Origin of the sequence: Gordonia jacobaea (assembly GCF_965344965.1) — a bacterium.
Classification (GTDB): Bacteria; Actinomycetota; Actinomycetes; order Mycobacteriales; family Mycobacteriaceae; genus Gordonia; species Gordonia jacobaea.
Map to the genome: position 1 here is coordinate 870,625 of NZ_CBDRLS010000002.1, position 19,141 is coordinate 889,765.

Consider the following 19,141-nt stretch of genomic DNA (forward strand, 5'->3'; position numbering starts at 1 on the left):
TTCTATGTTGCGGGAACCGGGGGCCGCGCCGAATGGCATTCTTTCGCAAGTGCTTTCGAGGTGCCACTCCCGGTCACACCCACTCTCGGTCACGCCACAGCGGTGAAGGGTGAGGAACGGCGTTCCAGGCGGTGCTGAAGCCCACGCCAGCGCGGCGGTAGCTGTGGCCGGAACGTCGCGGTCGAGTAATACACGTGTTTCGCGAGTTCCACGACGACCAGATAACCGATCACCATCACGAGCAGGAACACATAGAACGACACTGGCAGCGCGACGAAGCCAAGTGGCCCGGCCAACGGAGTGAACGGCAGCACCACCCCGATCACCAGCACTATTCCGACCGCCGCGATCAACAGCGCCGACGGTCGGCTGCGGAAGAAAGGGATACGACGAGTGCGGATCGCGAACACGATCAGTATCTGAGTCGCCAACGATTCCACGAACCATGCGGTGTGGAACTCGGTGGCCTGAGCATGGAAGATCTTGATCAGCGCGGCAAAGGTCAGGAAGTCGAACAGCGAACTGATCGGACCGAAGAACACCATGAACCGCCGAATCGCGGCGATATCCCAGTGCGACGGCGACCGCAGGGCTTCGGCGTCGACCCGGTCGCTCGGGATCGCGAGCTGGCTCGAGTCGTAGAGCAGATTGTTCAGCAGGATCTGGCTGGGCAGCATCGGCAGGAACGGCAGCACCGCGGAGGCACCCGCCGCGCTGAACATGTTGCCGAAGTTGCTCGACGCGCTCATCTGTACGTACTTGATCGTGTTGGCGAAGGTGCGTCGTCCCTCGGCAACACCCCGCGCAAGCACCCCGAGGTCCTTCTCCAGCAGAACCACATCCGCGGAATCCTTCGCGACGTCGGTGGCGCTGTCGACCGAGATGCCGACGTCGGCGCGGTGCAGGGCCAGGGCGTCGTTGACCCCGTCGCCGAGGAAGGCGACCGACTGTCCGTGCGTCTGCAGCGCGCTGACGATCCGTGCCTTCTGTTCCGGTGTGACCCGAGCGAATACTGTGCGCTCCCGGGCCGCCCGGGTGAACTCCTCGTCGTCGAGACGGTCGAGTTCGGCCCCGGTGATGCTGCCACCCGACGTCATACCGAGGTCGGCGACGACTTTGTCGGCCACCACCACGTTGTCACCGGTGGCCACCTTGACCGTGATGTGCAGGTTGTCGAGATCGCGGAGTGATTGTGCCGCCGACTTTTTCGGCTGGTCCAGGAACACGAGGAAACCGACAAGGGTCAACTCGCGCTCGTCGTCGTCGCCGATCGTGGTCTGAGTGGCGGGCATCTCCCGAGTGGCCAGCGCCACCACTCGCGAGCCCTGCGCGAACAGCCGGTCGAGCGTCTCCTCGGCCCCCGGCCCGGTTCCAGTGCAGCGCTCGAGGATTCGCTCCGGCGCGCCCTTGACGGCCAGGGTGTGCCGGCCGTCGGGTCCTGCGGAGATCGCCGACGCCATCTGCCTGACGTGATCGAATGGCCGTGTGGCGATCCGGTAGTAGGCAGCCACCCGGTCCTCGACCGGCCCGGCGCCGCGCCATAGCGCCGTATCGAGTTCGTTGCCGCTCGACGACTGCGTGTCGGCGGCGTCGGTGGCCAGCAGTCCGGTGAGCAGCACGTCGTCGTCGGGTCGGCCGTCGGGTGCCTGCGCGCCGATCAGCGATATCTGTCCCTCGGTGAGGGTGCCTGTCTTGTCGGTCAGCAGGATGTCGATGTCGCCGAGGTCCTCGATCGCCACCAGACGTTTGACCAGCACCTTTGCCGCGGCAAGTCGTCGGGAGCCGGCGGCAAGGGCGGTGGTGACGACAGCGGGCAGCAGTTGCGGGGTGATTCCGACCGCGATCGCGAGGGCGAAGAGCAACGACTCGACGAGTGGCCGGCCCAGGATGAGGTTCGCAGCGATGATGAACACCGTCAGGACGATCGCCACCTGCAGCAGCAGCACCGAGAACCGGGACAGGCCCTTCTGGAACGCGGTCTGCGGAGGATCGTCACCGAGACCTGCTGCGACGGCACCGAATTCCGCGTGTGCTCCGGTCGCAACGACGATCCCGGTAGCGGTGCCCGACTGCACCACCGTCCCCATGTATGCGCAATTGGTGCGGTCGGCCAATGGCGTATCGGCGGGCAGCGGGTCGATCTGTTTGGCGGCGGCCGTGGATTCGCCGGTGAGCACGCCCTCGTTGCAATCCAGATCGGTGACCTCGGTCAGCCGGATGTCGGCGGGCACGAGTTGCCCGAGCACCAGACGGACGACGTCACCGACCACGAGTCCGGTGACGTCTATTGTCTGCGCGGTGCCGTCACGGATCACAGTTGTGCTGTGGTGCACCCGGTCGTGCAGCGCTTCGGTGGCCTTCGCGGCCCGGTATTCGTTGACGAATCCACCCAGGACGCTCGCCGCGAGGATGATGCCGATCACCACAGCGTCGTTGCGGTCGCCGAGCGCAAAGGCGAGGACGGCCGTCGCGATCAGTAGCACCATCAGGGCGCTGCGGAACTGGTTGACCAGGATGTGCAGCGGCCGGACATGCACGGTGTGCAGAGCGTTCGGACCGTCTCTCATGAGTCGGGTCGCGGCTTCCGCCGAGGTCAGGCCACCCGGGCCGGTCTCGAGCGCGCTCGTGACATCGCTGGTCGTCGCCGCCCAGGCGTGCGCGACGATGTCCGACGATGCTCCGCTGCGGGGGCTGTCGGTCGACGGACCACTCATGCCGCTGATTCTGCTATTTCATCGCCGCCTCCGATACCGGGGACAGCCAATCGGGGTCCAAGGTCGCAGTGGTCGCGGACATGCCGCAGATCGCACTTTGCCCGCCGACCGGCACGATGCTCACCCAGCCAGCCACGCCCCATGCAGGCCCGCCGGTACGCGCTGCGGCAGGTCGATGGTCGCGATCGCACCGGACGCCGGATCGTCGGCCGAAAGCAGATAGAACCGCGAGCTCATGTCCGCTGGGTCGGTGCCGATCGCGCCCCAGAAATCGCCCTCGGCGCCGGGGATGAAGATCGGCTCGCCGATCGCAACGCCGGGGGTCCAGCAGGTTTCGGTATCCGCGGACAGGTCGTGGAACCACAGACTGTCCTGATCGCCAACGTCACCTGGTCCCTTGGCCACGGTGGCGACGCGGCGATGATCACGGGTCAGCAGTCGGTCATCGACACGTGGGAACTCCATATTGGTGTCTTTTCGACTGAGCGCTGTGCGCGAGAGTCGTCCGTCCGGGGACACCACGACCCTGTTCAAGGTCGACGACGACGGGCTCGACTCCGTCGCGAAACCGCCGGGATAGCTCCACTCCACGTAGTCGACGGTCACCGAGCCGTCGGGGTTGTCGAAGGCGTTGGCGAAGTGCCACACCCAGAACGGATCGGTCATGATCCACCGCACCGCACCACCGTCCCGGGGAATCAGCGCGATGCGAGTGCCATCATCCGGACGCCACGACAGCAACGAGCCACCGGTCATCGCCGCTTCCAGGTCAAAGATCAAGGGGCACAGAAACAATACGATGTAAGTGCTCGTGAGGGCCATGTCATGAATCATCACCGCGTCGGTGAGACCGTCGACGGGCGTCGGCTCCACCTTCGTGGTGCCATCGGCGTTGATGACCGACCACGTGAGGTATGGAGCCTCGAGCGTGTAGTTGAACAACACGAGCTCGCCGTTCGACGGGTCCAGCTTCGGATGTGCGGTGCTACCGACCCGCATTGCGCCGGAGCAGTCGGTGCGTCCCAGTGTCGCAAGGTCTTTGGCGTTGAGCAGATACGGCTGATCGGCCTCGGCCATCGCCATCAGCTTGCCGGCATGCGAGACGATGTTGATGTCCGGGAGCTCACGGACGGTCCCGGCAAGCTTGTCTCCCACGTCCTCCGCCGGTGGCGTGTACCCGTCGGTGATACCCGACCAGATCGCATGTCCGGCAGCCTCTTCCGCTACCACCATCGGTGTCCGGACGAAGCGATTCATGTACGACGCCCGCCCGTTCTCGATGCTGACGCGGTGCACCATGGCATCGCCGTCGAGGGGGTACACATAGGACCCGATCGGATCGAACCGCGGGTTGGGTCCATTGCGCAGGTAGCTGCCGGTCAGCGACTCGGGCAGTTCGCCTGTCACCGGCAGGTCGGCGACGTCGACCTCGGTTCGCTGTGGCGCAAAGATCCCGGCGAGATGATTGTGGTGGGTGAGTTGCACAGGCGCTGGTCGGGTCGGTGTGACGGTCATGGTGTCCACTCTCTGTCGAGCCACCTACAGGATAAGTCGCGAGTCCGCTCGCCGAGCGTCATACGCGACTTCTCCCGCCACTGTCTGGCGGTGCCGATTCACACAATGACGTTCACCGCCAACACCGATAAGGGCCAGCGCGGCTACTGTGTCACCACACACGGTCACCACACACGTCCCTGTGCGAGGTTTCGGTGACCCGCCACGAGTACGCAAGACATTTGGAAGGTTTCGGCGATGGCAGCAACACGGGCGTTCCTTCCGCCGACTCGGGGCGAAGTCGGACTCATCAGTGCCGTGCTGATGACCGTCGTCGGCGGGTACGTCGACGCGTTCCTCTATCTGCGACACCAGGTGTTCGGATTCGCACAGACCGGCAACGTCGTGTTCTTGGCGGTCGGGTTGGTCAAGGGTGACGAATGGGCAAAGTTCGCCTGGCCGTTGCTGGCCTACCTTGCGGGTCTCGTTGCCGCCCAGGTGCTTCGCACACTGGTCCCGACGCTCCCGGCGCGCGCTCTCGGCTCGGTGCTCGTCTTCCAACTCGTCGTCTTCACCGTGCTGGCATGTCTGCCGTCGAGCGCTCCTGCCGCACTGTTCGTGATCCCCTTGTCGTTCGTGGGCGGGGTACGGCTCGAACTGTTCCGCACCGCGGGCGGAATCTCGTTCGTGAGTATCGCGACAACGGGCAACCTGATGCGGTTCGTCGCCGCGGCAGCAGACCTCGTACGCGGAAGGTCGTCGGCGCAGGTCCGCGCCGCTGTCGCCACCGCTATCGTGGTGCTCGCTTTCCTCGTTGGCGCACTGTGCGGTGCAGGCGTTGCGCAGACGATCGGCCCGGCGCTCTGGGGAGCGGTGCTTCTCGAGGCAATCGGCCTCGCCGTCTTCATCGCGCAGGTGCGGACCCGGCCAGCCGCCTGACCCTGGAGCACCCCTAGCTGCAGCCCCGCATCATCGATCACGTAGACAACTCACCACGTCATCATCGGGGACCTGACCGAAATCGCGGTACGAAAACCCAACGGCACTAAAGGGTTCTGGAACGTCGACGGCCACCACCCGGTCGATGTCGGGATCGTCTGCGAATCTGCGCAGGGCATCGCGCGGAGCGGTCGGCACGGCGATCATGATCCCAGCAGCGCCCGCCGCACGAACGGCGCGCGCTGCCACTGCCATCGTGGCACCCGTCGCGATACCGTCATCGACGAGGACGACGAATCTTCCGTCAAACGAATACGGTTGCCGCTCTTGGCGATATTTCGTTTCTCGCTCGATACGCAGCGCGTCTTCGCGCATCACGATCTCATGCAATTGCCGATCCGACACCCCTAGTCGCCGCGGCACGTCGTCGGCCACGAACACCTGCCCCGCCGCGATAGCACCCATCGCGTACTCCGGCTGACCGGGAGCGCCGAGTTTGCGCACAACCAGCACCTCGAGCGGAGCGTCGAAAGTCTCGGCGACCTCACGGGCGACAGGCACACCACCTCGTGCGAGGCCGACGATCAACGGAAGTGGTTGTTCTGCAGACGAACCCGGCAAGAGACCTCCGGTGACCCTGATGCGCTCGGCCAACATTCGCCCGGCGTCGGCTCGATCTGCGAACAGGTACGACATAACCGGTCCCCCGGACTCACGAGGAAGTGGCGAGAGTGATCGCCCGGCCAACCGTGACGGAGAAGCTCGGTAGGTCCTTCAGATCGACGGTCGCCTCGTACGTCCGGTCGTAGCCCGTCGCGCAGATGCGCCAGCCGTCGTCGGTTCGGCGGTAAGTATCCGCGTAGAACGCCGCTCCGATCATCATGAAAGAGAACTCCGACACGATGACACGATCCTGTAGATACCACCGACCGGTAGCGGAATCGCCGTCGACGATGATCTCGGGATGGTCGACGCGATGCTCGGTGATGACACCCGGTCCGACGGAGCTGCGCATGTACCCGACGAGTTCATCTCTGTCACCGAAGGACAGCTTCTCTCCGTAATCGCCGGTGACGTCCTCGGTAAGCGTCGCGGCGAATGCATCCCAATCCTTGGTGTCGAGTGCCCGCAGGTAGCGGTACTTGAGCGCCTTCACTTGCTCGAGATCGTCCATGCCCAACGTCTACTCCGCGCCGCCGGTCGGCGGGGGCGTTTGGGCACAACCGCTCGCGTCAGGCCTATCGCACAAACCGGACATAAGTTAGCTTTGCCTAATGAGATTCAAGTTCGGCCATCTCGCGGTAGTGCTCGCGGCAGTGTCACTGGTAGTCGGAGCCTGTTCGAGCGCCGATTCCGATTCCGATTCGTCATCGTCGTCCCCGGCCGGGCCGGTGACGATCACACACCAGTACGGCACCACCGAGATCCCCAGCACGCCCAAGCGTCCTGTCACGTTGAACTGGACCTGGGCAGACTCTCTGATCAAGCTCGACGTTCCGATCACCGCAGAGTTCGTCCTGGAGGGCTACTCGGGCGAGAACAACCGGTTCGAGTGGACGCCCGAGCATTCGTCGACCGTCGTGCCCTACACCGCGACCCCCGATATCGCGACCCTCGCGAAGTACAAGCCGGACGTGATCCTGGCCGGCTTCCTTCCCGACAAGGCGTCGTGGGAACGCCTGCAGCAGATCGCGCCCACGATCCCCGTGCTCGAGCAGGGCACCCAGGTGGACAGCTGGGAGGACGTGACCACCACGGCAGGCGAGATCTTTGACAAGCGCACGCAAGCCGCCGATGCTGTCGCAGAGGTCAATGATCAACTGGCGCAAGTCAAGTCGACGTATCCGAAGGCCCAGGGCAAGACATTCTCGTTCGCACAGTTCACTCAGGAGAATCAGCTCGGCGTGATCACCTCCGACAGTGATGCGGCGTCGAAGCTGATGGATCAGATGGGTCTGGTCCTCGACCCAGCGGTGAAGTCGTTGTCCCCCAACGGCGATCGCACTCTCGTTTCCCCTGAGCGAATCGACGTGCTCCGCTCGGACCTGCTGATTCTCTGGCCACTGACGGGAGGACCCGAGGTCTTCGAGAAGGTTCCGGGCTTCACGTCGCTACCCGCAGTACAGCGCGGCAGCACTGTGTACCTGGACAACAACAACGCGGCAGCCTTCAGCAGCCCGTCGATCTACTCCGTGCCGTGGGCGATCAAGAAGGTCGAACCCGCACTGGCCAAGATTCAGTGACATGCAAGATTCAGTGACATCTAAGCCAGAGACTCTGCCGCACAGACGATTCGCGTGAGCCTGTCCGTCGGCGCCGCCCGATGCGGCGCCGACGGGATCAGGTCAGGAGAATCGGATCACGCCACGGATGTTGCGGCCCTCGCGCATGTCGTCGTATGCGCTGTTGATCTGGTCGAGCGTGTACGTGCGCGTGATCAACTCGTCGAGTTTGAGGTTTCCCGCGCGATACATGTTGAGCAGGTTGGGCATTGCCTCACGCGGTGACTTCATGCCGTAGAGCGCACCCTGAATCCGCTTCTGCATCATCGCGAGATTGTTCGCGTTCAGTCCGGGGACCGAACCTTCCTCGCTCTCCGAACTGATGCCGGTCACGACGACGGTTCCGGCCTTGCGTGTGGCGGCAAGGCCCTGACCGATCAACTCGTTGGTCACGATGCTGGCGGTCAGGACGACCACATCCGCACCCTGGCCGTTGGTCAACTCGGCCACACGCGGCATCGCCTCGTCGATCGAGCCGAAGGCGTCGGTGGCGCCGAAATCCGTTGCCCACTTCTGCTTGTCGGCCACCGGATCGACCGCGATGATGTGCGACGCACCGCTCTCGCGCGCACCCTGTACGGCGTTCATCCCGACGCCGCCTACACCAGCGATCACCACCGTGTCGCCGCGCTGCACGTTTCCTGCCGTTGCCGCAGAACCGAATCCGGTCTGCACGCCACAGGCAACCAGGCACGCGACCTCAAGCGGCACGTCCTTGTCGATCTTGACCAGCGACATCTGGTCGTAGACCTGCCACTCGGAGAACGTTCCGAGAAGGCCCATCGTCGCGACGTCGTGGCCGTCGTCGGAGTGCATCCGGTAGGTGCCGTCCATCTGGTGCCCGATCATGATCAGCGCACCGTTGTCACAGAGGTTCTGCATGCCGGCCGCGCACCAGCGGCATCGGCCGCACGAGGGGATGAACGACGTGAGAACGTGGTCCCCCACCTCGAATCCCGTGACGCTCGGACCCACCTTGCGAACGATTCCCGAACCCTCGTGCCCGCCGACGACGGGTAGGTGCCCAGCGGTGATATCACCGTGCGAAATGTGATCGTCGCTGTGGCACAAGCCAGTTGCGACCATCTCGACGAGCAGCTCACCTTCTTTCGGTTCGTCGAGTTCGAGCTCCTCGACCGACCATTCACCCGGCGCCTCACGCAGGACAGCGGCTCGTGTTCTCATTTCTTCCTCCTTCATCCACACCGTTCGACGATGTGATCTGCCTCTCAGTGAGGAGAGATATGACACAGGGTGACAAAACCGGTTCGATTTCGCCGAAATCGGCAAGCGGGCGCCGCCGACAAGGCCGAACGACGCCGATGCGCCATGATGGTGGTCATGGGTTCCGATGAACGGCGCACGCTCGACCCCGTCGATTCACCCGTCGATCGCGGCGGTCGCCCCGCCATGACCAGCCCGCACGAACTCGCGGCCCAGGCACAACGCCTGTTCATCGAGAACGGCTTCGACCAGACGAGCGTGGAGGAGATCGCCGCGACCGTCGGCGTCAGCCGTCGAACCTTCTTTCGCTACTTCCCCACAAAAGCCGACGTGATCTGGGTGGAGTCGGAGAATGAACACGCCCTGTTCGAGCAACTACTCGACGACGCTTCGCCCGACATCTCACCGTGGGCCGCCGTCACCGCGGCGTACATCGCCACACTCGACCACGGACGCGCAGAAGACGACTGGGCCAGACACCGCGCCCGGTTGATTCTGTACGAGCCCGCGGTGCAGGCGCAGGCCAACCAGGTCTTCCGACGGTGGCGCATCACTGTCACACGGTTCGTCGCCACGCGCACCGACAAGAGCGACGAGAGCGCCTACGCGCGTGCTGCCGGCCATGCCGCGGTTGCCGCTTCGATTGCGGCACATGAGCATTGGCTCACACACACCAAGCTGTCGATCAGCGAGTGCATGCGAATACTGTTCGACGCCCTCGAACCCCACGACCGATAGGACGCTCGAGAGACAGGTTCCGAGCGCCTGCGGGGTGCTACTTCTTCTTAGTTCCGGGAAGAACGCCCGCGTCGATCACGGCCTTCACGAACGGCCGGGAACACTCGAGCAGTTCGTCGACATCCTCACTCGCCCATGCCGAACCGGTGATGGCGTCTGTCTCGGCTTCGATCGCGCGGTAGAGATCGAGACCGGCCGGGGTCAACTCGTGCCCATCGTCGTCGATCCTGGTGGCAAGCCCGCGCTCGACGAGCCTGGCGACCGAAGCCTCCCACGCCTCGTCCGACCAGCCGCGGGTCAACTGAGCGAGTCGTCGACCCAATGCTCGACGTCGAATCGTCGGGTCGGGCAGTCCTGCCTCGTGGAAGGTCGCCGCGTCGATTCCGTCGAGACCGTTCTGGACGAGGACCGCAATGTGGTTGTCTCCCCGCCACTCTCGCAGTACGGACAGCGCGTGCCAGAGCGCGAGGTGCGGAGAATCCGGCGGTGTCAGCGCCGCCCACGCCGAGGCCAATGGCCTACCTCCCATCGGGAGACTCGATGCGATCTCTTGGTAACGCTCTGCGAGAGAAGCAAGTTCAGGTTCGACGACCCGCTCGCCCAGTATTTCGCGGAACTGGGCGTCGAGCATCTGCTCTCGACGCGCGGCAACCTTGTCGAGACCGACCTTGCGCGCCGACTCCCACGCGTTGGTGATGAGTTCGGGCGCGAAGTTGTAGAACGACGAGACGACGACCGGGGCTGCGCAATCTCCGAGCGGAGCCCCTCGCGCTCCTACGTAGAAGGCGTGCGGGTCGAGGCTCAGATCACTCTGTGCCTCAGCGAGTCCCGGGTTGAAGTAGGCGAGGACGTGGAACGGTTCGAGTGTTTCGTACGCCAGCCTGGCGCGGGCGGCTGCGGTGTCGTCGACTGTGACCATGTGCTCCACCCTCGCGGTCGGGAAGGCGTCGAGTCAAGAATGAAGTCGACGGGGCCGGCCCGGGCAGTACTCAACAGGCGGAAAGATTCTCCTTGACATGTCCGATTCGACGGGTACGTTGGAAATAGAACGTCAGTTCGACACCGGAGGCGGGGGCGGGCATGGGGACCGATAGTTCAGACATCCACGAGGGGCACCTGGCCGGCGAGGCTGCTGCGCCGAATCCCGTTGCGCTGTATGAGCAATTGCACGCATTGCTCGATCAGATCGACGACGTCGACACCAGCGGTGCAACGGAAGCCGAGGTGGCGGCCATGGCGATCGAGCACGAGCGTGCGGCGCGCAGGATGATCTCGATCGGCAACAGTCGAATCATGGATGTGTCCAATCGTGCGGCGTATCGCGCTGTCGGCACACACTCGTTGTCGGACTTCATGATGGGCGCGTTGCGCCTGCACGACGCAACCAAGCGCAGGCGGCAGATCCTGGCACTCAACGAGACCTTCACGATCACCGGCGACACGATGCCCCCGCTCTACCCGCTGCTCGCCGACGCACTGCGCAGCGGCACGCTCGGTGCCGATCACCTCACCGCAGCACTCACCGTGCTGAACAAGATTCCGGAGGGCATCGATGCGGAGCAACTGACCCGCGCCGAAGCGGAAGTCGCCGAGTTCGCACAGAAGCTAGCGCCACGCCAGATTCTCGCCGCAGGTAACCGTTTACTCGCCTACCTCGACCCGGACGGCACGATCACCGACGACAACGACCGCAAGCGTCAGCGCCGACTCACCGTCGACAATCAAGACACACAGTCGATGTCACGCATCCTCGGCACCCTCGATCCCACGACCCGCGCGATGCTCGATACAGCACTCGCAGCATGGGCAGCACCCGGAATGAACAATCCCGACGACGAGGCCTCGCCCACCGGCAGCAACGAGTTCGCCGATGTGGACGCGCTCAAGGAGGCAGCGGCCCGCGACACTCGCACCCAGTCGCAACGCAACCACGACGCGCTCTCCGCGATTCTCAGGGCCGTCCTCGACGGCGGGCTGCTCGGCGCCAGCCATCGCGGACTTCCGCCACACCTCGTCGTACGCATCTCCGACACTCAGCTCCGCGAGTACGCGGGCTTCGGACAGACCACCACCGGCGCCGACATCCCGATGCCCGACCTGATCCGTTTGGCCGCACAATCGGTCATGCACCTGGCGGTGTTCTCCGAGCACACCGGTGCACCCCTCTACTTCGGCACGGCCAACCGCCTCGCGAACGAGTCACAGCGGTTCATGCTGTTCGCGAACTACGGTGGATGCTCCATGCCCGACTGCCCCCGCCCCTTCAGCCACTGCGAAATCCACCACGCCGAACAGGATTGGGCGAAGGGCGGACGCACCGACATCGACGAGCTCGCACCGGCCTGCGGACCCCACAACCGCGCGGTCGGCGACGGTCCCGGGCAGTTCACCACAGAGAAGATCCCCGACGGCCCCAACCGCGGGAGATACGGTTGGCGCTCCAACCCGGACCCGGCATTCCCCGGGAAGCCTACTGCGCTGCGCACCAACAACATTCACGATCTCGACGCGATCATCGACGACAAGCTCGAGCAGTGGCGAGCCGAGCTGACGCCGGCAGCCGCGGTAGATGAATCCCCAACTCCACCGCCTGCAAATCCGCAACCCATCGACGACTACACCTACCCCGAGGACGTCGCCGACGAGATCGTGCGCATGCTGCACGACGGCACCCTGATCGCCATCGGCGAACTCGAACCCGCCTGACGGCGGCGCCGATTGCGGCGCGGTTAAATCGCCGCGCTCCTGTTGCGGATTTCGAGCGAATCCCGCACATTTGTCGACAGTTGATCGTATGGTCAACTCGCCACGACAGATGACCAGGGGGATTCGTTGCGTCGAATGACTTTCGAGGACCGGCGGCAAGCGCTGGTCGATGCCGCAGTCCGCGTCATCGCACGAGATGGGCTGGCCGCTGCGACGACCAGGGCGATCGTCGGCGAGGCGGGAATGCCTCAGGGCGCGCTCTTCTACATCTTCTCGTCCCGCGATGCGCTGATCACCGAGGTCATCACGCACATCACCGAGCAGGAGCGCCTCACCGCGGTGTTGTCTGCCGACATGGTCGCTGACGACGCGAGCCTCCACGAGGTACTCAGCGAGGCCATGCTCGGCTACCTGCGCATGCTCGAGGACGATCCCGCGCGTGAGCTCGCACTCCTCGAGGTGGCGACACACGCGATCCGCCACGACCGCGCGGCCGTGAACAAGCAGTGGCAGACCTACCGCAGCGCCGTCGCCGACGCGCTGAGTTATCTGGCCGAACGCATGTCGATCACGTGGGAGCTACCGCTGACGCAGGTCGCTCACCTGGTGACCTCCGCGATCGACGGTCTTACGCTGTCGTGGTTGACCGACCGGGACACCGAGGCTGCGCGTCGAAACATCGACGTACTCGCGACCGCAATCGTCACACTCGCCGCGCCGACGGCGGACCCGACATCATCACCGACCCCGACCCCGACACCGGCAACAGCAACAACACCGACGTCGCCGGAAACCGACGCACGGTGACCCTCGACCACGACGCCCACCACAGTCCGACGACTCCGTGGCAACGCGTTTCGTCGAAGTGGATCGGCCTCTTCGGACTCTCCTGGCTCGGCATCTGGCTCGCGCAACTCGCACCGTTCCAGCTCACCCTTCCCAACCAGATCAACGACTGGCTGGATATCGGCACCAATGTCGACGAAAGCAATTGGAAGCAAAGCGTTCTCACGTTCGGCGTGGTATCGGGAATCTCTGCGGTGTTCGCGCTCGTGGCATTTCCCCTCACCGGTTCACTGTCGGATCGCACGACGAGCCGATACGGACGACGTCGACCATGGATCGTCGGCGGTACGGCGTTGTTCGCGGCGGGACTCATCGCACTTGGCTTCTCCAACAACATCATTGCGATCACCATCGGATGGTGTGCGACGCTGACAGGCTTCAGCGCCGTGTCGGCGGCGCTGACCGCTTTGATCAGCGATCAGGTTCCGGTCTTCCAACGCGGTGTCGTGTCGAGTTGGGTGTCGGCCCCGCAAGCGATCGGCGTGATCATCGGTATCGCGCTGGTGTCGGCGTTCGGCCTCGGATTTCTCCCGTCGTACGCACTCTTCGCGGTCTTGCTGATCGCCTGTGTCGCCCCGTTCGTGCTGTACCTGAACGATCCGCCCAACCCGCGACACGACAAGGGCCGGATCAGTATTCGGGCCGTCGTATCCGAGTTGTGGATCTCGCCGCGTGAGCATCCCGATTTCGGATGGACACTACTCGGCCGTGTGTTGGTGAATCTTGGTAACGCCCTTGGTACTTCGCTGCTCTTCTTCTTCCTGAAGTTCGGTATCCACTCCACCGACGCCGACAATGACATCTTGCTGGTGACAGCGGTTTACATGGTGTTCGTCGTCATCAGTGCACTGGTGTCGGGCAAGCTGAGCGACGTCGTCGGGAGACGAAAGCCATTCGTCCTCGCCGCAGGTGTCTCGCAGGGCGCGGCGGCGGTCTGCATCGCTGTGGTCGCCAACCTCCCCATGACGATGGTCGCGGCAGCGCTGCTCGGCGCCGGCTTCGGCGCCTTCCTCGGTGTCGACCAGGCACTGGCGACCCAGGTCCTCCCCGACGCCGAGCACAACGGTCAGGACCTGGGAATCATGAACATCGCGATGGCCGTCCCGCAGGCACTCGGACCTCTGGTCGGCGCCGCGATCGTCGAAGCGACCGGCGGTTTCACCGGATTGTTCGTCGCCTCAGCGATCTTCGGAATCCTCGGCGGCGTGTCGGTTCTACTGGTGCGCAGCGTGCGTTGAGCAAACGAGACCTGCCGTCATACCCGTTCACCCGAAACGTAATTCACTGACCCACAACGCATCCCATTCATTTATGCATTCGAACGTCCACATTTCACCAGGGGGTTGAGATGAGCACCAACGCATCCCACGGAACACCGCATCACACATCACACGACGGCGCAGCTCCGAACGGAGTGACCCGACGCGGGTTCCTCGGCGCCTCCGCGGGAGCCGTCGGAGCGGGCGTGGTCGGGATCGCCATGACAGGCGCGCTCGGAGCCGGAACTGCAACGGCCGCACCGTCGTCGGGCTACCTCGTGGGGGCGGGCAAGGGTGATCTCACCGGCGCCATCGCGGGCCAGGGAATGATGGGCTACTCCGACCTCAGCCAGGTGGCCACCGGTCTGTTGCAACGCGTGTGGGCGCGCGCCTACATCATCGCCGACGCCGCATCGGGTAAGCGAATCGTCTTCGTCAACGCCGATCTTGCCTGCCTCTTCGAGTCCCACCACGTCGGCGTGATGAACGAATTGCGCCAGCGATTCGGCAACCTCTACACCGAAGAGAACGTCAATCTCAACGCCACCCACAATCACAACTCGTGCGGCGGAACGGCCTGGGACTACGCGTATGTCCTTGCAGCACTCGGACATCGGGAGAACTCGTACCGCGCAGAGGTGGCCGGCCTCGTCGACGCAATCGTGGCGGCCCACCACTCGCTGGCGCCGGGAACTCTCGAGCTCGGACATTCCGAGCTACACGACGCCAGCGCCAACCGATCACTGCAGGCGTTCGTCAACAATCCAACCCCCGATCGTCGACACTTCCCCGAGTACATCGATCCGCAGGTCACCTCGCTGCGACTTCGACAGGGCGGCAACGTGATCGGCGAGATCACCTGGTTCGCCACACACGGCACGTCGCTGACCGACGCCAACACATTGATCTCGATCGACAACAAGGGCTACGCGTCGTACCTCGCCGAGCAGAGCAACCCCGACGTCGTCGCATCGTTCCCGCAGACCAACGCAGGCGACATGACACCGAATCTCGCTGTGCGCAAACTACATCCGTCCGGACCTACCGAAGATCACCGCGCCAACTGCACGATCATCGGTCAGCGGCAGTTCAAAGCCGGCCAGCGGGCATTCGCCTCTGCGCGTTCGCTGTCCGGCGGACTGTCTTATGCGTATCGGTTCCTGAACCTCTCCGACATCGCGATCGACGGCGCATACACGCCGGATGGCCGTCCCGCGCGCACGAGTCCCGCGATCATGGGTGCGGCAGCCGCGGCGACGAGCACCGAGGACAACACACGCAGCCAGCTCTCGTTTCTCAAGGAGGGCACGGTACTGCCCTTCGCGGCAGCACTCGGAGCGACGTCGAAAGTCACTCCGCCGGAATGGGTTCAGCAGGTCCAGGCGCCGAAGCTACCGCTGTTCCCCCTGGGCTATATGCCGCCGCACCCGTGGATTCAGCAGGTTCTGCCGATTCAACTGATCCGTATCGGCGATCTGGTACTCGCCGCAGCACCGGCCGAGTTCACCATCACCGCGGGACTGCGCGTGCGTCGGATCGTGGCAGCCGCATTCTCATTGCCACTGGAAAACGTTCTGCTACAGGGATACTCGAACGGCTACAGCCAGTACGTCACCACTCCCGAGGAGTACCTGTCGCAGCAGTACGAGGGCGGCGAAACTCTCTTCGGGCGATACACACTGTGCGCGTACATGCAGGAATTCGACAAGCTCGCACGCGAAATGGCAGCCGGGAAGTCGTCGTCACGCGGCCCCAAGCCACCGGATCAGCGCGGCCCCCAACCCGATCTGCTGACTCCGGTACCCGCCGACACCCCCATCAGCGGTCGTCGCTTCGGCGATGTCGTGCGTGGACCGAAGACCTCGTATCGGTCGGGTGACACCGTGTCGGTCGAGTTCTGCGGCGCGCACCCCTCGAACAAGGTTCACAGGGTGCGGCCGGGAAGCACCGCAGCCAAGGATGGCTACTTCGTCGTCGAACGGTACGAGTCGGGTCGCTGGGTCGCGGCCGCCGACGACAACACCTGGGGCACCGAGCTCGCCTGGAAGCGGCCGTCGGGCAGTTCGACGGCGTCGAGCGTGACCATCAGTTGGACGACCGGCCCGGGAGTCTCGGGGCGTCACCGCATTCGGTACTTCGGCGACGTCAAGCACACCAATGGCGCGCTGTCGTCGTTCGTCGGGACGAGTCCCGCCTTCGACGTGAAGTGATGCCGGTCCCGACAGGCCGAACCGTCGAACCTGTGGTTGGGTTGTGCGCGTGAATGCCCCCGACGTGACAAGCCCCGGCACCGCAGCGAATCCTGGCACCTCAGCACAGCGTCGTATCCATCGGGGAAGCATCATGCACATCGCAGGCTCGCCGACGGTCTCCGACGCCGACTCAGCACTCGTCGACATCGGAGACGGTGCGCTGGCCATCACCGCTGATGGGCTGATCGACTTCTGCGGCCCCTTCGACGAACTGCCCGCGCAGCCCGGCGATGTCGTCGTCGACCATGGCGGCGCATTCCTGCTGCCGGGCTTCGTCGACGCCCATGTGCACTTTCCGCAGACCTACGAGCTCAACGCGTACGGCGGCGGCCAGCTGCTGGAATGGCTGAACAACTGCATCTTTCCCGCGGAGTCGCGACTGGCCGACCCGGTGTTCGCCCGCACGATCGCGCGCGACTTCACCCGCGCCAGGATCGCCGCGGGCACCACAGCCGCGATGGTGTTCGGTTCGGCCTTCCCCGTGGCACAGGACGAACTATTCGAGGCGACACAGCGCGCCGGACTGCGCATCGTCAGCGGTCGCGGCATCCAGACCCAGGGTCCGGATTCGGCTGCCCCGCTGATGACCTCGGAGGCCGACGCGATCGCATTGACCACCGCCGAGATCGATCGGTGGCACGCGGCTGACACCGGAAACCCCGATACCGCTCGACTACTCACCGCGATCGTGCCCCGCTTCACACTGTCGGTGACAACGCAGACCCTCGCGGCGCTCGGTGAGCTCTACGCGCAGGTGCGCGACCGCGGCGTCTACGTCCACACGCACCTCAACGAGAACAACCGGCCCGGCACCGGCGAGGTCGACCTGGTCAAGCAACTCTTCGACGTGGAGTGCTATCTCGACACCTACGACGGCAAGTTTCTCCCGGGTTCGGCCGTCGGCGGCGAAAGCCTGCTCGGCAGGCGCACCATTCTTGCCCACTGCGTCCACTGCACCGACGCCGAACTGGCCCGGATGGCGGAGACCGGCACGTCGATCGCGCACTGCCCGACGTCCCAGTTGTTCCTCGGCTCCGGCACCATGCCGTGGAACCGCACCGTCGACGCGGGGGTGACCATCGCGCTGGGTAGCGACTGCGGGGGAGGCGACGAGTGGCTCATCTCGAAGGTTGCCGGTGACGCCTACAAGGTGCACATCTCCGAAGCGGGCGAGGCGAGCGTCGCCATGCATCCGGCCCAGATGCTGTTCAGCGGAACCCTCGCGGGCGCACGAGCTCTCGACGCCGAATCACGCTTCGGCAACTTCGACGTCGGCAAGGAGGCCGACTTCCTGGTGATCGACCCGCAGCGATGGCCGCCGCTGGAACGGATGCTGCGCAACGGAGTTCGCGACGACGACCCGCAAAGAGCGCGCGACCAAACACTTTTCGCACTCCTGATGGGCATGCGCGAACCGGCGATCGCCGAGGTCTACGTCGGCGGCGACAAGGTCGACGTCGACGCGGTATGAGGGCTTTCGCGGCCCGACACAGTAGCTCAGTGGCTCAGATCGGGTGGCCGTCCCATTCGTGGTCGTGCATGAAGCCCTCGGCCAGGCCGACGTGGTAGCGACGGCAGTCGCGCAGAATCGACGCGTATGCGACCGGCAGCATGACCCCGGGCTTCATGTCGCCGCGCTCGAAGATCACGTCCTCGTACGAGCGGAAGTCCTTCCAGAACTGGCGCATCGACCGTCCCTGGCGTGATGCCTTCGTCCAGCCGTAGAGCAGCATGCCGAGTCCGATCATGCGGTCGACGTCGGAGTCGGGAACGATGAGATCGTCGTTGTGGCCGAAGAACGCCGCGGGTACGTCGTTGTGGGGGCGGAAAATCATGATCCCGCTCGTCGATCGGGGGTTGCACTCGATGCAGTAGAGGCTGCCGTCGGCACCCTCGATGAAGTCGAAACCGGCCTGGCCGGTAAACCTCTGCGCTGCAACAAATTCGGTGATCCAGTCGAGGATCGGTTGGTGTTCGATAGAGGTGAACGACAGGCATGAGCTGCCGCCGATCGCGTAGCTGACGGGGTAGGTCGCGTGTGCGTTGACCTTGCCGTCGCGGCAGACCGAGTAGGTGCAGTACCGCTTGCCTTCCATCCACTCCTGGGCAAGCCACGGATTCGTCGGATCGTATTCGACCCAGTCGAGGTTCTCGCCGGGAGTGATCTTGTGTACTTTCTGCGACCCGCGCGAATAGCACTGCTTGAGCGCGAACGGGACGTCGAAGTCGAGCGCTGCGGCGTCGTCGGGTCCTTCGACGACGGCGAACTTCAGCGTGGGAATGCCCAGTGAGACCAATTCGCGCTGGAAGTCGTACTTGTTGTGCAGCTTGTTCTCGGTGTCGAAATCGGACAAAAACACCTCGCACTCCGCGGGGAACAGTCCGACCATCATCGACAGGATGTCGGTTTCCTCGTGGATGGGAATGACCATGTCGACTTTTTCGTCGACGACGATGCGAGCGAGTTCGCGGCAGTAGTCGCGGGGCTCGAACTTCGGTGGAGGCACCTTGTGAAATGCGTCGACCGAGTTGGAGAAGCGGCTGACACCGATCGGGATGCTGTCGACGACGGTCACCCGATGACCTGCCGCCGACATCAGCCTCGCCAGGTTCAGCGTGAGGAAAGAGCGGCCGAAGGTGATCAGTACGTGCTTCTTCGGGGATGTCGCCACATCGCGAGTCTAGTC

15 protein-coding genes are annotated in these 19,141 nt (G+C 64.3%); 8 read left to right on the forward strand and 7 right to left on the reverse strand.

Annotated elements, in window-relative coordinates:
- Positions 1-89: 89 nt before the first annotated feature.
- Positions 90-2,714 carry a magnesium-translocating P-type ATPase gene (mgtA, locus tag ACRVY7_RS10100; protein WP_431816951.1) on the reverse strand — a complete coding sequence of 875 codons (2,625 nt, stop codon included), beginning with the start codon at positions 2,712-2,714 and terminating at the stop codon, positions 90-92.
- A gap of 120 nt (positions 2,715-2,834) precedes the next feature.
- On the reverse strand, positions 2,835-4,229 hold the full coding sequence (locus ACRVY7_RS10105) for a carotenoid oxygenase family protein (RefSeq protein WP_431816952.1): 1,395 nt from the start codon (positions 4,227-4,229) through the stop codon (positions 2,835-2,837).
- 237 nt (positions 4,230-4,466) lie between these two features.
- Between ACRVY7_RS10105 and ACRVY7_RS10110 the strand changes: the two genes are divergently transcribed.
- A complete protein-coding gene (locus ACRVY7_RS10110; protein ID WP_049700409.1) occupies positions 4,467-5,147 on the forward strand; it encodes a YoaK family protein in 681 nt (226 codons plus the stop codon).
- A 30-nt stretch (positions 5,148-5,177) separates the two neighbouring features.
- Here the strand turns inward: ACRVY7_RS10110 and ACRVY7_RS10115 are convergent, their stop codons facing one another.
- Together ACRVY7_RS10115 and ACRVY7_RS10120 are read right to left on the reverse strand one after the other, a co-directional pair.
- Entirely contained in the window at positions 5,178-5,843 is a 666-nt protein-coding gene (locus ACRVY7_RS10115; RefSeq protein ID WP_431816953.1) for a phosphoribosyltransferase, read from the reverse strand.
- Between the two features lie 16 nt (positions 5,844-5,859).
- Positions 5,860-6,321 (reverse strand): nuclear transport factor 2 family protein, encoded by a 462-nt coding sequence (locus ACRVY7_RS10120; RefSeq protein ID WP_431816954.1) that lies wholly within the window; start codon positions 6,319-6,321, stop codon positions 5,860-5,862.
- 100 nt (positions 6,322-6,421) lie between these two features.
- Between ACRVY7_RS10120 and ACRVY7_RS10125 the strand changes: the two genes are divergently transcribed.
- Complete coding sequence (locus ACRVY7_RS10125) at positions 6,422-7,390, forward strand: ABC transporter substrate-binding protein (protein ID WP_431816955.1); 969 nt, start codon at positions 6,422-6,424, stop codon at positions 7,388-7,390.
- Positions 7,391-7,492: 102 nt separating this feature from the next.
- Here ACRVY7_RS10125 and ACRVY7_RS10130 read toward each other — a convergent pair whose 3' ends face one another.
- Positions 7,493-8,614 (reverse strand): NDMA-dependent alcohol dehydrogenase, encoded by a 1,122-nt coding sequence (locus tag ACRVY7_RS10130; protein ID WP_064866126.1) that lies wholly within the window; start codon positions 8,612-8,614, stop codon positions 7,493-7,495.
- Positions 8,615-8,770: 156 nt separating this feature from the next.
- Here ACRVY7_RS10130 and ACRVY7_RS10135 point away from each other — a divergent pair, with 156 nt between their 5' ends.
- Positions 8,771-9,391, forward strand: a complete 621-nt coding sequence (locus ACRVY7_RS10135) for an acyl-CoA-like ligand-binding transcription factor (RefSeq protein WP_431816956.1) — start codon at positions 8,771-8,773, stop codon at positions 9,389-9,391.
- A 37-nt stretch (positions 9,392-9,428) separates the two neighbouring features.
- On the opposite strand, the gene ACRVY7_RS10140 is transcribed toward ACRVY7_RS10135, so the two are convergent.
- On the reverse strand, positions 9,429-10,310 hold the full coding sequence (locus ACRVY7_RS10140; RefSeq protein WP_431816957.1) for an SCO6745 family protein: 882 nt from the start codon (positions 10,308-10,310) through the stop codon (positions 9,429-9,431).
- Positions 10,311-10,471: 161 nt separating this feature from the next.
- Here ACRVY7_RS10140 and ACRVY7_RS10145 point away from each other — a divergent pair, with 161 nt between their 5' ends.
- From ACRVY7_RS10145 to ACRVY7_RS10165, 5 genes are all read left to right on the forward strand, one after another.
- Positions 10,472-12,097 (forward strand): DUF222 domain-containing protein, encoded by a 1,626-nt coding sequence (locus ACRVY7_RS10145; RefSeq protein ID WP_431816958.1) that lies wholly within the window; start codon positions 10,472-10,474, stop codon positions 12,095-12,097.
- Positions 12,098-12,232: 135 nt separating this feature from the next.
- Positions 12,233-12,904: a TetR/AcrR family transcriptional regulator gene (locus tag ACRVY7_RS10150; RefSeq protein ID WP_431816959.1), complete on the forward strand. Its 672-nt coding sequence runs from the start codon at positions 12,233-12,235 to the stop codon at positions 12,902-12,904.
- On the forward strand, positions 12,901-14,181 hold the full coding sequence (locus ACRVY7_RS10155) for an MFS transporter (RefSeq protein ID WP_431817073.1): 1,281 nt from the start codon (positions 12,901-12,903) through the stop codon (positions 14,179-14,181). The genes ACRVY7_RS10150 and ACRVY7_RS10155 overlap by 4 nt, the downstream gene beginning before the upstream one ends.
- A 110-nt stretch (positions 14,182-14,291) precedes the next feature.
- Positions 14,292-16,412, forward strand: coding sequence for a neutral/alkaline ceramidase (locus tag ACRVY7_RS10160; protein WP_431816960.1), 2,121 nt, complete (start codon positions 14,292-14,294; stop codon positions 16,410-16,412).
- A 115-nt stretch (positions 16,413-16,527) separates the two neighbouring features.
- Positions 16,528-17,925, forward strand: a complete 1,398-nt coding sequence (locus ACRVY7_RS10165; protein ID WP_431817074.1) for an amidohydrolase family protein — start codon at positions 16,528-16,530, stop codon at positions 17,923-17,925.
- Between the two features lie 34 nt (positions 17,926-17,959).
- On the opposite strand, the gene ACRVY7_RS10170 is transcribed toward ACRVY7_RS10165, so the two are convergent.
- Positions 17,960-19,126, reverse strand: coding sequence for an ATP-grasp domain-containing protein (locus ACRVY7_RS10170; protein ID WP_431816961.1), 1,167 nt, complete (start codon positions 19,124-19,126; stop codon positions 17,960-17,962).
- Positions 19,127-19,141: the final 15 nt, after the last annotated feature.